Consider the following 13,881-nt stretch of genomic DNA (forward strand, 5'->3'; position numbering starts at 1 on the left):
TATTGTTGGAATATTTCTGAGTGAACTGATAAAGAGAAGCTTTCTTAGGCTTTAATACTTTGTTTGACATATGATTATACCTCCATCTAATTTCTAATCTAATTGTAGAACAGATGGGAAATTCATGTGTCTGGTTCAGCTTCATGAACGCCGTTTAATCGGTGCTTATGAAATTTAATTTTCACTGACCTGTGGTTTGTGGGTATTCAAAACTATTTATATAATGAAGGAAAAATTGAAAATAAATATCTTGTCCAGATTGGTCGTTTTGCGACAAATATATTTTATTGTAAGCCAAGTGGTTTAATGAATGAATGTGTCTGCTGCGTAGGTGGATTTATTAAAGTGGATTTTAGGAATCCTAATTCACCTGATATTTATAAGTTGAATACTGATTTTTCAAATTTTGATTATACTCTATGTTGTGTGAATTCTAATGTGTGTAGATCGGATAATACAATTGATTATGATGCTGTTCCGAAAGAAATGATCAAGGTGGCTAACTTCTTTAAGAAAGATGTCTTAAGAGATGTTTCTTATGATGAATTTATGAAGAACTATCGTATAGTAAGAGCAAGAGTAGGGAATCGTCCAGCACTTCGAGCACTTCATTTCTTTAAAGAAGAAGATCGTGTCTTAAAGCAGACAGAAGTACTTGAAAAGGGAGATTTTGATACTTTCTTAAAACTGGTAAGAGAATCTGGAGACTCTACATTTAAAGCACTACAGAATATTTATCCACAGGAAAGTACACGTCATCAAAATATTGGTACAGCTATTGTATTAAGTGAAAACTTTTTAGGTGAAGATGGTGTTGTGAAAGTGAATGGTGGAGGATTCTCAAGTACTATGCTTGCCTTTGTGAAAACAAATAGAATTAATGATTATGCATCGTATGTGGATTCTATATTTGGTAAGGGTTCTTGTTATATTATTCATACAAGAGAACAAGGCGCAATAAGATTACTCTAAAGCAGTGAAAACTGCTTTTTTTTATAATTCTTTGTGCTATAATATTATCGACATATGTCAGTAACTGGAGGAACGTATGGCTAGACCAAAGAGATCAAGGACAATTACAGGATTTCCTGAATACAATATGTTTGTACCTGATGGTATACCTCAAAGAGGCTATATAGAGCTTGAATTAGATGAATTTGAGGTCATCCGTCTTATAGACTATAAGTCCTATACACACGCCAAATGCGCTGATAAGATGAATATATCACGTACTACAGTCACTGAAATATATGCCAGAGCAAGAAAAAAGATAGCACGCAGTATTATGGAAGGCTATCCTTTAAGAATTGAAGGCAATGAATGTATAAAGAAAACAGGTTATCCTGTTTTAAAAGTAAAAGGAGAACATATTATGAGAATTGCGGTAACTTATGAAAACGAAACAGTTTTTCCACACTTTGGGAAAACTTCACAATTTAAATTATATGATGTAGAAAACAATGAAATCAAAGAATCACAGGTCGTTGGTACAGAAGGATTAGGCCATGGTGCTCTAGCAATCTTATTATCTAACTTAAATGTAGATGTATTGATCTGTGGTGGTATTGGCAGAGGTGCTATTATGGCTTTAAGTGGGTCTAATATTAATGTCGTAGGTGGAGTGACAGGTGATTGTGATACTGCAGTAAAATCTTATTTAGATGGTACACTAGTTCCTGAGTCAGAACCTACTTGTGGATGCAGTCATGATAGCTGTGAATGCCATGATGAATAATATTTGACAAACAAATAAAACGAGAATAAAATCAAAACTGTTGAATGCTCGGATGGTGGAATGGTAGACACGCCAGTTTCAGGTACTGGTGGTTTATGCCGTGTGGGTTCAAGTCCCATTCCGAGCACCAATAGTAGTTAACGTGGGAAACCACGTTTTTTTATGCATTAAAAAAAGACTATGAATAACTCATAGCCTCTATATAATGATTCCCAAAAATCCTAATGCAAGGAAAATAAGAATGAGATAAATCACAACCTTTAAACTCCATTTAAATATATAAAACATCACAATAAATGGGAGAAATGCAAAAAAGAACACCATAGATAATAATGTACCTAACATAATCATCACCTCATTCTTATTATAATATTATTTTCCAGAATCTCCATAGTTTTTAAGTACTCTGGCACTTGGGTCATTCACATCACAGTTTTCCCATGTCTTATTAGGCATCCAGAAGTCTTTGATCCATTTAGCTTTTCCTGGGTAATAAGATTCAAAGATATCACGATATAATAATGATTCTTTAGTAAATGGTGTACAGTAGGGATACTTCTCTTTAGCGTTTACTACATCTTCATCTGTATATAATGAATCAGCATACTCTTTTAAGTAATCTACCATAGAATGTCCTACTGCATCAGAGAATGCAGCTTTTTCTCTAAATAAGATATCATGAGGAAGATAGTTTAAACCTTCAAAAGCATGTCTTAATAGATATTTACCTTTGTTGTAAGTGTTCATTTTCTTCTTAGGATCAATACGCATAGTATAATCCACAAAATCAAGATCTGCGAAAGGAACACGTCCTTCTAAGGCATTTGCACTAATACATCTATCTGCTCTTAATACATCATACATATATAATTCACGCATACGTTTTTGAGATTCCTTCTGGAATTCTTCAGGACTAGGTGCAAAGTCTGTATATTTATAACCAAATAATTCGTCACTGACTTCACCTGTTAGAATAACCTTTAAATCAGTATGTTCATGAATATATTTACAAAGAAGATACATACCAATACTTGCACGAATAGTCGTAATATCCCAAGTTTCTAATGTGCGAATGACTTCTCTTAAAGAACCTAATACATCTTCTTTAGTCATAATAACTTCTGTATGATCAGTACCTAAGAATTCAGCGACTTCTTTCGCATACTTTAAGTCAATAGGATCTGTTTCCATACCAATCGCAAATGTCTTAATACGTGTATCAGTAATACGCTGACCAATCGCACATACTAATGATGAATCTAAACCACCAGATAATAAATAACCAACAGGGGCATCACTCTGTAATCTCTTCTTAACAGCTTCAATTAATTTGATTCTTAAGTTTAATGCAATTGTTTCTACGTCATCATTATGCATTAATTTCACATCAGCCACATCATTGAAGCATACAAACTTTTCACCATCATAATAATGTCCTGGTGGGAAAGGCATAATTTCTTTACAGACAGGCATTAAAGCTTTGGCTTCAGAACCAAATGCGATAGTGCCTTTTTCAGTATATCCATAAAACATTGGACGAATACCAATTGGATCTCTAGCAGCCATCATCTTATCAGCGTTTGCATCATATAAACAGAATGCATATTCACCATCTAAATATCTTACAAGTGTATCTAAACCATATTTTCTATATAAAGGAATTAATACTTCACAGTCACTAGAAGACTTAAAAGTATATTCATCCATAATATTCTTCTTTAATTCTGGGTAGTTATAGATTTCTCCATTACATACTACAATTGTCTGATCATCAGAAAATGGCTGCATACCATTTTCACTTAAATCCATAATAGCTAATCTATTGAAACCAAAAGTCTTATCAAATAATCTAGAAGTCTCAATCATATCAGGACCTCTACCTTCAATCTTTCCTAAAGCTTCATCAAATACATCAATTTCTACTTCTGTAGAACCCATTGTTAGAAAACCACACATTTACATCTTCCTCCTATACTTGAGTCAAAAAAAACTCGCTTTGTGGTGCGAGTATCTTACTAAGTCGTTGAGTCTATAACTAAGTACAGACATACTTCAAAGAGCATGCGATACCCGCCAGCGGTAACGTCGCTGAAAGAACGTTCTAGCCTACTTGCATTACGCTTTGGGTAGACAGCTCAGAGGTGTTCTTCATCTATCACTTAACTGTAAGTCTTCCACCAATCACTTACTCGCTAGAGTCTCTGTCATAGATTACTCTCCTCGTCTTCGCCTTTGTTGGTTCTAAGTATAGTACAAACATTTAGTCAATGCAATAATAAATTATTATAAAAACATTAAAAAATAATTATAATTTAGCATTTACAGTAAATTGTGATTAATTATGTCGTTATATGAAAAATAATCGTTTGATATTATAAGTGTGGTAGAATAGAGATAGACAAGGAGGAAAGACCATGAAAGCAAGAACTTACTTGATCATAGAGTTCAAAAGAATACTAGAAAACAATGGTTATCATTTCCTTAGACATGCGAAAGGGGACCATTGTATTTACTCTAATGGTGAACGCACTATCACTATTAAGAGGACCCATGTGAATAAGATGATTGCCCGAAGACTTATTAGAGAATATGATTTAAAGGTAGATGATTAACGTCACTATTCACAAAATTTAAGTATGAAAATAACAAACTATTGAAACAAGAGAAGGCGTAATGTAATGGTAAATATGGATTGCCAGATGGTACATTGCTTTAAATGAGAATATGTGACGAATATCATTATCAAATTGAAGGGAGTGGCTCAGTATGAAAAATGGTAATGTTCAGGAATTTGTAGATCATATACATTATGGTGATGAATTATGGTTCCTATATAATGGTACAAAATATTTTCTAGAAGACTGGATAGAAAATGATATATTAGAGTTAGTGCTCTACGAAATGAAAGAAAACGGTAAAGACTATAAATGGAAAGGTGACAACAATAATTATCCTGTGGAAGATTTCTTATCAGATCGAATTTTTGATGGAAAGACTTTTTGGGAAATAGAAAATGATATTACGTGGGTTGATTGTTAATTCTTTGTTTAAAACAACAAATTAATGCTTCTTCTGCGTTTTAAAGACAATAAAAAAATCGAAACAGCCTCTAAGCAAGTACAATAGCTTAGGGGTTGTTTTATGCTGTATTTCTACCAATAAATTGTGATTTATTATGAAATTGTGATAATTGATTACTTATTCAGGCAGATAGATTTCTATGATATAATTATGCCTGGAACAACCGTATACGGTAGGTGGTTATCCTTGGTCGTTATGACGAAGGTACGCAACCCTTCGTGATTCTTCTCTTAAGTTGAAAACGGAGGTGATGCCTGATGATAACGTATGAAATAATCATGATTATGTTAACGTGTTTGACACTGATCATATCTTTATTGACACTTGTTGTTAGATTACTTCTTATCATTATTGATAAGAACGAAAAAAAGTAACTACCTCGCTCCTAGGAAAAGTTTGAGGTAGTTACTTACCAAAAATAAATCCAAGGACAACCGCTTACTGGTTGTTCCATCTTTCGTTTCTATTATAGTTTACAACAAATTTAAAGTCAATATATGTGACTATGAGCGATGCTCATAGTTTTTTTTGAAAAAAATTTAACTTTTTTTGAGAAAAAAACCAGCTTCTAGATGTATAGGTTAGTAGAGGGCCAAAGGAGGTGGTGATTGTGAAGTGTCCTGTATGTGGCAATGAGGATGAAAACTACATTAGCTATATCAATAAGAGACCTTATTGTAGAAAGTGCATAGCATTTGGACGTACTTATTTAGATGAAGTTTATCCAATAAACAAGACTCCTTTAATAATGACTGATGCGTCCTATCATCTTTCTTTTAGATTATCATCCCGCCAGCAGTTCATCTCTGATCAACTTATCACGAATTATGAGAATGCCACGAATTCTATTGTCCTTGCCGTATGTGGCTCTGGTAAAACAGAAATTTCTTATGCAATCATCAAGCATGTGATTGAAAATGGTGGACGAGTATGCTTCACAATCCCAAGAAGACAATTGTGTATAGAATTACATGAAAGAATTCAGAAGGATTTTCCTCACTTAACCATTGGTCTTCTATATGGGGGCTATCAAGAAAATAGTGATGCTCCCTTAATCATTTGTACAACTCATCAGCTCTATCGATTTGTATCTTCTCCTTTTGATTTAATTATTATGGATGAAGCAGATGCTTTTCCTTTTTATGGAGATGATGTATTGAACTCTATCTTTTATCATGCCTCTAAAAGGTATATTAAATTATCCGCTACATTACTTGAGGAAGATATTCATGATGAATGTGTCATGATCATGAATCGACGCTACCATGGTCATGATCTGCCTGTTCCTCATATTTATATCATTCCTCAATTTTTGTGGCTCATATCCTTGAAATATTGGATTAAGAAACTATTAGAAACACACCAGAAAGTACTCGTATATGTACCTAGGAAAAGTGATGCACAATACTATGCAGACTTATTAAAGGATACATATAAAGTACAGGGTGTAAGTTCTGAATCTCCATATTTAAATGAATATACAAAGGATTTTAAAGAAGGATTACTAGAAGTTTTAATCACCACAACGATATTAGAAAGAGGAATCACAATAGAAGATGTACAAGTGATTGTATTAGAAGCAGGAGATCGTATATTTGATGAAAGAACATTGATACAGATTGCGGGAAGAGTAGGAAGAAAAATAGGATATGAGGATGGAAGAATATTATTAATAGACAACCATTATTCAAAGGCGATGAAAGGATGTATAAAAACCATTCAGAAGCTCAACAGGATGTCTGTTTGATCTGTTTATCCTCTATATCTAAAACATCTTCTTTTCATCAATTATTTACGCATCACTGTATCTGTTCCTCCTGTTTATCTTTATTTAAGAGAATTGATATTAAGACAAACTTTCAAGGTTATCCGCTACGCATATTATATGCTTACAATGACTTCTTCCGTACCCTGCTTTTTCGTTATAAGGGACAATATGATTATGCCTTAAAGGATGCTTTCTTAGATATGTACAAAAGAGAACTACAAAGACGCTATAAGGATTATTTGATTGTTGTTGCGCCAAGTGCGTCAAAGGCTAATGTTGTGCGTGGTTTTGCCCCTAACCAAGCCATCGCAATGACAATTCACTCTCATGTTTTCAATGGACTCTATAAGAAGGTAGATTATAAACAAAGTGATCAGTCTTATACACAAAGAGCAGGGATACGTGATGTTATTGGTTTAAGAGGTGGTGCATTCCTTAAAAATAGGAAAATATTACTCTTAGATGATGTGATGACTTCTGGAGAAACAATCAAGACCTGTCTTGAATTAATTGAAAAAGAAAAACCTCAAAAAATCGAAATATTGATCCTCTCTATGAAAGAAAAATATCTTGTAAACTTGGGAATAATTAAACAAGCAAGGAGTATATAAAATCTTTTGTTTTTTGCGGTATGTATGATATAATGTATACGATTTTGTATTGAAAGGAGACACATCATGCCTAGTAAAAAACAAGAAATTAGAAAACAAGTTAAGAAAAAGTTGAAAAAGGAAGGAATGGAGCATCAGGAACTCAATCAAGAGGCTGAAATCGTTGATTTAGGTGATCATCGTGGTGATGATATCATTGTAGAATCATTTGACGATATTAAGACAGATGCAAAACCATTACCATTCTCTACAACACCTCAGAAAGAGAAAAAAGGAATAACTGGCCGTATTAAGAGTATTTTCTCACAGGACAGTTCAATTCTACGTAAATTAGAAAAACAGGCAGATGAAATTATTGCGATAGAACCTCAGGCTCAGGCGATGAGTGATGAAGAATTATGTGCTCAGACTCAGTTCTTTAAAGATCGTCTAGCAAAGGGTGAGACATTAGATGATATTTTACCAGAAGCATTTGCGGTTGTACGTGAAGCAGCTTATAGAGTACTAGGACTCAAAGCCTTCAAAGTACAGTTAATGGGTGCTATTTCACTTCATAATGGTGATATTGCAGAAATGAAAACAGGTGAAGGTAAAACTCTAACATCTATCTTCCCAGTTTATTTGAATGCCTTAGATGGTAAGGGTGTTCATGTCGTTACAGTTAACGAATATTTAGCACGTCGTGACTGTGAATTAAATGGACAGGTTTATAAGTTCTTAGGTTTGACTGTTGGTTTAAATGAAAGAGAACTAGATGCAGATGATAAGAGAAAACAGCATGCATGTGATATTACATATACTACAAATGCTGAATTAGGATTCGATTACTTACGTGATAACATGGTAACTAACTATGAAGATAAAGTACTTCGTCCATTACATTATGCATTAGTCGATGAAGTAGACTCTATCTTAATCGATGAATCACGTACTCCATTAATTATTAGTGGTGGTAAGAAGAAGACTGCTTCTATGTATATATCTGCTGACCACTTTGCGAAGAGCTTAAAGAATGAAAAGGATTATCAGGTAGATGTAGAAAGTAAGACATGTACATTAACACCTGATGGTATTGCGAAAGCAGAAAAGGCATTTAATGTAGAAAACCTATATGATCCACAAAATACTGCATTAGTACACTATATCAACCAGGCACTTAAAGCAAACTATACAATGACTAAGGACATTGAATACATGATTGCGACTGAAGATGGCAGCCATGATATTAGAAATGCTTCTATTATGATCATTGACCAGTTTACTGGACGTGTTATGCCAGGTCGTGCTTATTCTGATGGTTTACATCAGGCTATTGAAGCAAAAGAAGGTGTACCAATCAAAGAAGAAACTGTTACACTTGCCACAATTACTTATCAGAACTTCTTCAGATTATTTGATAAACTAGCTGGTATGACAGGTACTGCAAAGACTGAAGAAGAAGAATTCCGTCAGATCTATAACATGCGTGTTGTAGTTATTCCTACAAACAAGCCTGTTATTCGTGATGATAAACCAGATTTAGTATTCTCAAGCAAGAAAGCTAAATATGCAGCTATTATTAGAGAAGTAGAAATGCGCCATGCTTATGGTCAGCCAATCCTTCTTGGTACAGTGGCTGTAGAAACATCTGAAATCTTATCTAAGATGTTAAGCGCAAAAGGTATTAAGCATAATACATTAAACGCTAAAAACCATGCTAAAGAAGCTGCTATTATCGCTAAGGCTGGTGTGAAGGGTGCTGTTACAATCGCTACTAACATGGCTGGTCGTGGTACTGATATCAAGCTTGGTGAAGGTGTAGCTGAAATTGGTGGTTTAATGGTTATTGGTTCTGAACGTCATGAATCTAGACGTATCGATAACCAGTTAAGAGGACGTTCTGGTCGTCAGGGTGACCCAGGATGTTCACAGTTCTTTGTATCATTTGAAGATGAATTGATGCAGAGATTCGCAAGTGAAAAGATTAAAGCTCTCACTGATTCATTCATGGATGATGAAGCCATTGAATCTAAGATGATTACTAAGTCTATTGAAACTGCTCAGAAGCGTGTAGAAGGTCAGAACTTCGATATGCGTAAGCAGCTACTAGAATATGATGATATTATGCGTCAGCAGCGTGAAATCATGTATAAAGAAAGAGATGATATCATGCGTTCTAAAGACTTATCAGAAATCATCAAGGGTGAATTCTTAACAGCTATCGAACTAGATATGCCTAAGTTCACTAATAATGAAGGTAAGAAGCCAGTTGTAGATATTGAAAAATTCTTAAACTACGTTGGGAAGAACTACATGTTATTAAGTGAATTAGTAGCTAAGAATCCAGACAAAGCAGTGAATGATCCTCAGAAGGTCATTGATGCAGTCAGTGAAGTTGTATTCATGAGCTATGAAAACAGATTCAATAAGGATCTAGAAGATTCAGTAAAACTTGATTATGAACGTCGTGTTCTTTTAGGTATCATTGACCATACATGGATCAATCATATTGATGCAATGCAGAAACTTAGAAATGGTATCTACTTAAGAGCTTATGCACAGCGTGATCCTCTTCAGGAATATACAGAAGAAGGTTTCTATATGTTCGAAGAGATGACAAAATCTATTTCTCAGGAAATTGCTCGTAATATTGTCCATATGGGTATCCGTCCTGGTACAGAAGCAGAAATGAACATTCCAGAAATCAAGGTTGAACTTGAATTTAAATAATGGAATTATATGAAATCAAAAACGGGCTGGAAGATGCCCGTTTATTATTAGACCAATTATATGTTTCTGCAAATATTGAAGTACTAAAAAGAGAAATAGAAGGACTAACTGTACAGACAATGGACGAACATTTCTGGGATGATCAGGCACATGCGACTAAAGTATATGCTCATCTGAATGAAATGAAGAAAGTGGCTGATACAGATGATTCTTTAGAAGCAAGCTATAAAGAACTTGTTGAAGTATATGAATATGTCAAGGATACTGAAGATCCTGACTTTATGACTTCTTTAGAAGAAGATTATATTAAATTCCAAAAGAATCTCGATGAATTTGAAAAGACATTATTATTTGATCAGGAATATGATCATTCTAATGCGATTGTAGAAATTCATCCAGGAGCTGGAGGAACTGAATCTCAGGACTGGGCTGAGATGCTTATGCGTATGTATATACGTTATGGCGAAAAGAAAGGATGGAAGGTTGATGTTGATGATTATCTTGCAGGTGATGAAGCAGGATTAAAATCATGTTCTATCCGTTTTACTGGTTATAATGCGTATGGTCATCTAAGAGCAGAGAAGGGTGTTCATCGACTTGTACGTATTTCACCGTTTGATTCATCAAAAAGAAGACATACATCATTTGCGTCTGTAGAAGTTTCACCTGAATTAGATGATGATATTGAGATTATGATTGATCCAAAGGATCTGCGTATTGATACATATCGTGCATCCGGTGCTGGAGGACAGCATATTAATAAAACTGATTCAGCAGTTCGTATTACGCATATTCCTACGAATACAGTTGTTTCTTGTCAGTCACAGCGTTCTCAGTTACAGAACAGAGAACAGGCCATGTTGATGTTAAAGAGTAAATTGTATTTATTGATGCAGGAAGCTCATGCTGAAAAACTATCTGAAATTCAAGGTGAAAAGAAGAATATTGAATGGGGATCTCAAATCCGTTCTTATGTTCTTCATCCTTATTCTATGGTCAAAGATAACCGTTCTGGTTATGAATCAAATGATCCAAAGAAAATATTAGATGGTGATCTTGATGATCTTATTTATGCTTATTTAAGATCTCAAGTTAAGGAGAAAAATAATGAGTAAAATACATTCTGCAAAGAAATTAGTGATTGATTTTATTTTAGTTATGCTAGGTAATGCCATTATGGCTTTAGGTACTGCAGGTTTTGCGGTACCAGCTAAGATTATTCTTGGTGGGGCATCAGGTCTTGCCCTTTCATTCCAGCATTATGTGTTCTATGTTCATTTATCAACACTTGTACTCGCCATTAACATAATCGCATTTGTTGTTGGCTATATTGTATTAGGGAAGAAGTTTGCAGTAGGAACACTCGTTTCTACATTCGCATTCCCATTCTTCCTTGCATTATTTGAAAAGAGTTACTGTTTGACACATTTAACTAAGGATACATTACTTGCAGCTGTTTATGCAGGATTCCTTATCGGGGTAGGTCTAGGACTTGTATTAAGACTTGGTTATAGTACAGGTGGTATGGATATTCCACCATTACTTGTGAATAAGTATACAGGTCTTTCTCTAGGATTATTAATTAATATATTTGATATTTTGATTCTACTTATTCAGATCCCATTTTCAAATGTTGAAGAAATCCTCTATGGTATTATTACTGTTGTGATGTCTACATATATTATTGATAAGATGATGTTACTTGGACAAAACAACATCCAGGTTATTGTTGTATCAGAACATTATGAAGAAATTGCTGAACGTTTAATGAAAGATGTGGATCGTGGTTGTACATTCTTAAATATCACAACTGGATTTATGAAGAATGATTCTAAGGCTGTTATGGTAGTCTTAAATAGACGTGAATATGCTGCATTCCATGATATTATTCAGGAAATGGATCCAGAAGCCTTTGAAATCACAAGTGAAGTTCATAGTGTAAACGGAAGAGGCTTTACATTACCTAACGTTAATCTTGACAGATGGTCTTCAAAAGAAATTTAAAATTAAGCATTACTTATTTTGAGTATGTGCTATAATGGGAAAACAAGGAGTGTGATGCTATGCAAGAAATGATTAAACTTGAAAACGTAACAAAAGTTTATAAAACTGGCGTACGTGCTGTAAATGATATGTCACTTACAATCGATGCTGGTGAATTTGTTTATGTCATTGGTCCAACTGGTGCTGGTAAATCTACATTTATCAAGCTTCTCTATCGTGAAGAAAAAGCAACAAGAGGTAAAGTTATTGTTGATGGAACCGATGTATCTCGTATTAAGAACTCTAAAGTCCCATATTTTAGACGCAGGATTGGAGTTGTATTCCAGAACTATCGTCTTCTACAAAAAAAGACAGTCTTTGAAAATGTCGCTTTTGCGCTAGAAGTAACTAATACACCAAAAACTGAAATCAGAAAAAAAGTTCGTAATGTACTAGAACTTGTAGGTCTAGAAGACAAAGCGAATTCGTTCCCACATGAATTATCAGGTGGGCAGCAGCAGCGTGTAGCGATTGCCCGTGCTATTGTTAATCAGCCTAAAGTATTAATTGCGGATGAACCAACAGGTAACCTAGATCCTGAAACATCTCAGGGAATCATTGAACTTCTAGAAAGAATCAATGATGTCCGTCAGACAACTGTACTTGTTGTCACACATGACCGTGAAATCGTTCAGAGAAATAAGAAGAGAACTATTCTTATTGAAGATGGTTGTGTCACAACAGATACAAGTTTAGGAGGTTATCAGTCATGGAATTCGTAGAAGAATTAAAGGCAATGCCTAAGCATTGTAAAACTGCTTTCCAGAATATCTGGAGAAACGGTGTAATGTCTATTTCATCTATCTTTGCAGTAACTATTACGTTAATATTGATTGGTGTTGTTTCGGTTATCGCAATCAATGTGAACCATATGACTGTGAATATTGAAAACAGCTTAAATATCTATGTTAAGGTTGATAGAGCAGCTACCGATGAACAAAGTAAAGCGGTAGGAGATGAAATCAATAAATTAACTGGTATTAAGAAAGTTAATTATTCAAGTAAAGATAAAGAATTAGACAAATTAATTGCATCTCAGGATAAGAATTCAAAACAGTTATTTGAAAACTATCGTAATGATAATCCTCTTGGTGATGCATATATTGTAGAAGTCAAGAATGCAAAGAATCTTGATAAGATTGCGAAGAAGATTGGTGATATTCCTTGTGTGAAAGAAGTGACTTATGGTGGATCTTCTACAAATAAATTAGTGGATATCCTTGAATCTGTGCGTAATGGTGGAGCTATTTTTGTAGTGGCATTAATCGTAGTCGCATTATTTATGATTGCGAATACTATAAAAATCACTATTACATCTCGATCAACAGAAATCTCAATCATGAGAATGGTCGGTGCTTCTAACTGGTATATCCGTATTCCATTTATGTTAGAAGGTATCTTTATTGGACTTATTGGTTCTATTGTGCCATTGTTGATATTAGTATATGGTTATAAATTTGCTTATGTGACAATGACATCAATGATGTCATCTAACTTGATCACATTTATGTCACCATATCCATTAGTATGGCAATTAGGTGCTCTGCTTGCACTACTTGGTGCTGTTGTAGGATTAATTGGTTCATTCTTCTCAGTACGTAAATTCTTGAAATTATAACTGCACATATGTGCAGTTTTTTTGTAGAATAATAGTGAGGTGATAAGTGTGAAACAAAAATCAATCAAAACGTATAAAAAAAGACAAACTTAAAAATAAGTTTGAATAATTTAGAAAAAATAGAATAATTGAATATTATGGTTTAGTTAATTTAGAAACGTCAAAACCTGATTTCTTAAGAAACTCTATCGCTGATTCTTCTGTTAAAACTTGTTGCTTTATAGGTGGCTTAGGATTTTTAAATGATTCATAATCTGAAGGATTAAATGTCTCTCCAGTAAGAATCATATGGTATATACTGACAAGCATCATTCTT

At 34.1% G+C, this 13,881-nt stretch carries 13 protein-coding genes, 1 tRNA gene and 1 pseudogene; 13 read left to right on the top strand and 2 right to left on the bottom strand.

The genetic code is table 11. The features are described 5' to 3' along the window. The first annotated feature begins 198 nt into the window (after nucleotides 1-198). From EAI80_RS09175 to EAI80_RS09185, 3 genes are all read left to right on the top strand, one after another. The gene (locus EAI80_RS09175) at nucleotides 199-972 is read left to right on the top strand and encodes a hypothetical protein (RefSeq protein WP_129981782.1); all 774 of its coding nucleotides are present in this window, start codon (nucleotides 199-201) and stop codon (nucleotides 970-972) included. A gap of 76 nt (nucleotides 973-1,048) precedes the next feature. Further along, on the top strand, nucleotides 1,049-1,735 hold the full coding sequence (locus EAI80_RS09180; RefSeq protein WP_129981783.1) for a DUF134 domain-containing protein: 687 nt from the start codon (nucleotides 1,049-1,051) through the stop codon (nucleotides 1,733-1,735). A gap of 46 nt (nucleotides 1,736-1,781) precedes the next feature. Then, a tRNA-Leu gene (locus EAI80_RS09185) sits at nucleotides 1,782-1,865 on the top strand. A gap of 242 nt (nucleotides 1,866-2,107) precedes the next feature. Here EAI80_RS09185 and asnB read toward each other — a convergent pair. Further along, entirely contained in the window at nucleotides 2,108-3,691 is a 1,584-nt protein-coding gene (asnB, locus tag EAI80_RS09190; RefSeq protein WP_129981784.1) for an asparagine synthase B, read from the bottom strand. A 458-nt stretch (nucleotides 3,692-4,149) separates the two neighbouring features. On the opposite strand from asnB, the gene EAI80_RS09195 reads away from it, so the two are divergent. The 10 genes from EAI80_RS09195 (at nucleotide 4,150) to ftsX (ending at nucleotide 13,565) form a co-directional block, all read left to right on the top strand. Next, nucleotides 4,150-4,347: a type II toxin-antitoxin system HicA family toxin gene (locus tag EAI80_RS09195; protein ID WP_129981785.1), complete on the top strand. Its 198-nt coding sequence runs from the start codon at nucleotides 4,150-4,152 to the stop codon at nucleotides 4,345-4,347. 154 nt (nucleotides 4,348-4,501) lie between these two features. Further along, the gene (locus EAI80_RS09200; protein ID WP_129981786.1) at nucleotides 4,502-4,774 is read left to right on the top strand and encodes a hypothetical protein; all 273 of its coding nucleotides are present in this window, start codon (nucleotides 4,502-4,504) and stop codon (nucleotides 4,772-4,774) included. 299 nt (nucleotides 4,775-5,073) lie between these two features. After that, complete coding sequence (locus EAI80_RS13855) at nucleotides 5,074-5,190, top strand: putative holin-like toxin (RefSeq protein ID WP_255452562.1); 117 nt, start codon at nucleotides 5,074-5,076, stop codon at nucleotides 5,188-5,190. A 236-nt stretch (nucleotides 5,191-5,426) separates the two neighbouring features. Further along, nucleotides 5,427-6,563 carry a DEAD/DEAH box helicase gene (locus EAI80_RS09205; protein ID WP_238634547.1) on the top strand — a complete coding sequence of 379 codons (1,137 nt, stop codon included), beginning with the start codon at nucleotides 5,427-5,429 and terminating at the stop codon, nucleotides 6,561-6,563. Further along, a complete protein-coding gene (locus tag EAI80_RS09210; protein ID WP_238634548.1) occupies nucleotides 6,560-7,195 on the top strand; it encodes a phosphoribosyltransferase in 636 nt (211 codons plus the stop codon). Before EAI80_RS09205 ends, EAI80_RS09210 begins: the two co-directional genes overlap by 4 nt. A 66-nt stretch (nucleotides 7,196-7,261) precedes the next feature. Beyond that, complete coding sequence (gene secA / locus EAI80_RS09215) at nucleotides 7,262-9,904, top strand: preprotein translocase subunit SecA (protein WP_129981787.1); 2,643 nt, start codon at nucleotides 7,262-7,264, stop codon at nucleotides 9,902-9,904. Further along, nucleotides 9,904-11,019: a peptide chain release factor 2 gene (gene prfB, locus EAI80_RS09220; protein WP_129981788.1), complete on the top strand. Its 1,116-nt coding sequence runs from the start codon at nucleotides 9,904-9,906 to the stop codon at nucleotides 11,017-11,019. The genes secA and prfB overlap by 1 nt, the downstream gene beginning before the upstream one ends. Continuing rightward, nucleotides 11,012-11,908 (top strand): YitT family protein, encoded by an 897-nt coding sequence (locus EAI80_RS09225; protein WP_129981789.1) that lies wholly within the window; start codon nucleotides 11,012-11,014, stop codon nucleotides 11,906-11,908. Before prfB ends, EAI80_RS09225 begins: the two co-directional genes overlap by 8 nt. Nucleotides 11,909-11,976: 68 nt before the next feature. Next, nucleotides 11,977-12,669, top strand: a complete 693-nt coding sequence (gene ftsE / locus EAI80_RS09230; protein WP_129981791.1) for a cell division ATP-binding protein FtsE — start codon at nucleotides 11,977-11,979, stop codon at nucleotides 12,667-12,669. Next, a complete protein-coding gene (gene ftsX / locus EAI80_RS09235) occupies nucleotides 12,657-13,565 on the top strand; it encodes a permease-like cell division protein FtsX (RefSeq protein WP_022424418.1) in 909 nt (302 codons plus the stop codon). Before ftsE ends, ftsX begins: the two co-directional genes overlap by 13 nt. A gap of 135 nt (nucleotides 13,566-13,700) precedes the next feature. Here ftsX and EAI80_RS13435 read toward each other — a convergent pair. Then, a pseudogene (locus EAI80_RS13435) lies at nucleotides 13,701-13,881 on the bottom strand (hypothetical protein); the annotation flags it as partial.

The sequence above is a fragment of the Catenibacterium sp. co_0103 genome, from assembly GCF_004168205.1.
Lineage (GTDB): Bacteria > Bacillota_I > Bacilli_A > Erysipelotrichales > Coprobacillaceae > Catenibacterium > Catenibacterium mitsuoka_A.

What these genes read in the sequence shown, in the direction of transcription:
- EAI80_RS09180 (WP_129981783.1), top strand. Translation starts at nt 1,049, where the DNA reads ATGGCTAGACCAAAGAGATCAAGGACAATTACAGGATTTCCTGAATAC.
- asnB (WP_129981784.1), bottom strand. Translation starts at nt 3,691, where the DNA reads ATGTGTGGTTTTCTAACAATGGGTTCTACAGAAGTAGAAATTGATGTA.
- EAI80_RS09195 (WP_129981785.1), top strand. Translation starts at nt 4,150, where the DNA reads ATGAAAGCAAGAACTTACTTGATCATAGAGTTCAAAAGAATACTAGAA.
- EAI80_RS09200 (WP_129981786.1), top strand. Translation starts at nt 4,502, where the DNA reads ATGAAAAATGGTAATGTTCAGGAATTTGTAGATCATATACATTATGGT.
- EAI80_RS13855 (WP_255452562.1), top strand. Translation starts at nt 5,074, where the DNA reads ATGATAACGTATGAAATAATCATGATTATGTTAACGTGTTTGACACTG.
- secA (WP_129981787.1), top strand. Translation starts at nt 7,262, where the DNA reads ATGCCTAGTAAAAAACAAGAAATTAGAAAACAAGTTAAGAAAAAGTTG.
- prfB (WP_129981788.1), top strand. Translation starts at nt 9,904, where the DNA reads ATGGAATTATATGAAATCAAAAACGGGCTGGAAGATGCCCGTTTATTA.
- EAI80_RS09225 (WP_129981789.1), top strand. Translation starts at nt 11,012, where the DNA reads ATGAGTAAAATACATTCTGCAAAGAAATTAGTGATTGATTTTATTTTA.
- ftsE (WP_129981791.1), top strand. Translation starts at nt 11,977, where the DNA reads ATGATTAAACTTGAAAACGTAACAAAAGTTTATAAAACTGGCGTACGT.
- ftsX (WP_022424418.1), top strand. Translation starts at nt 12,657, where the DNA reads ATGGAATTCGTAGAAGAATTAAAGGCAATGCCTAAGCATTGTAAAACT.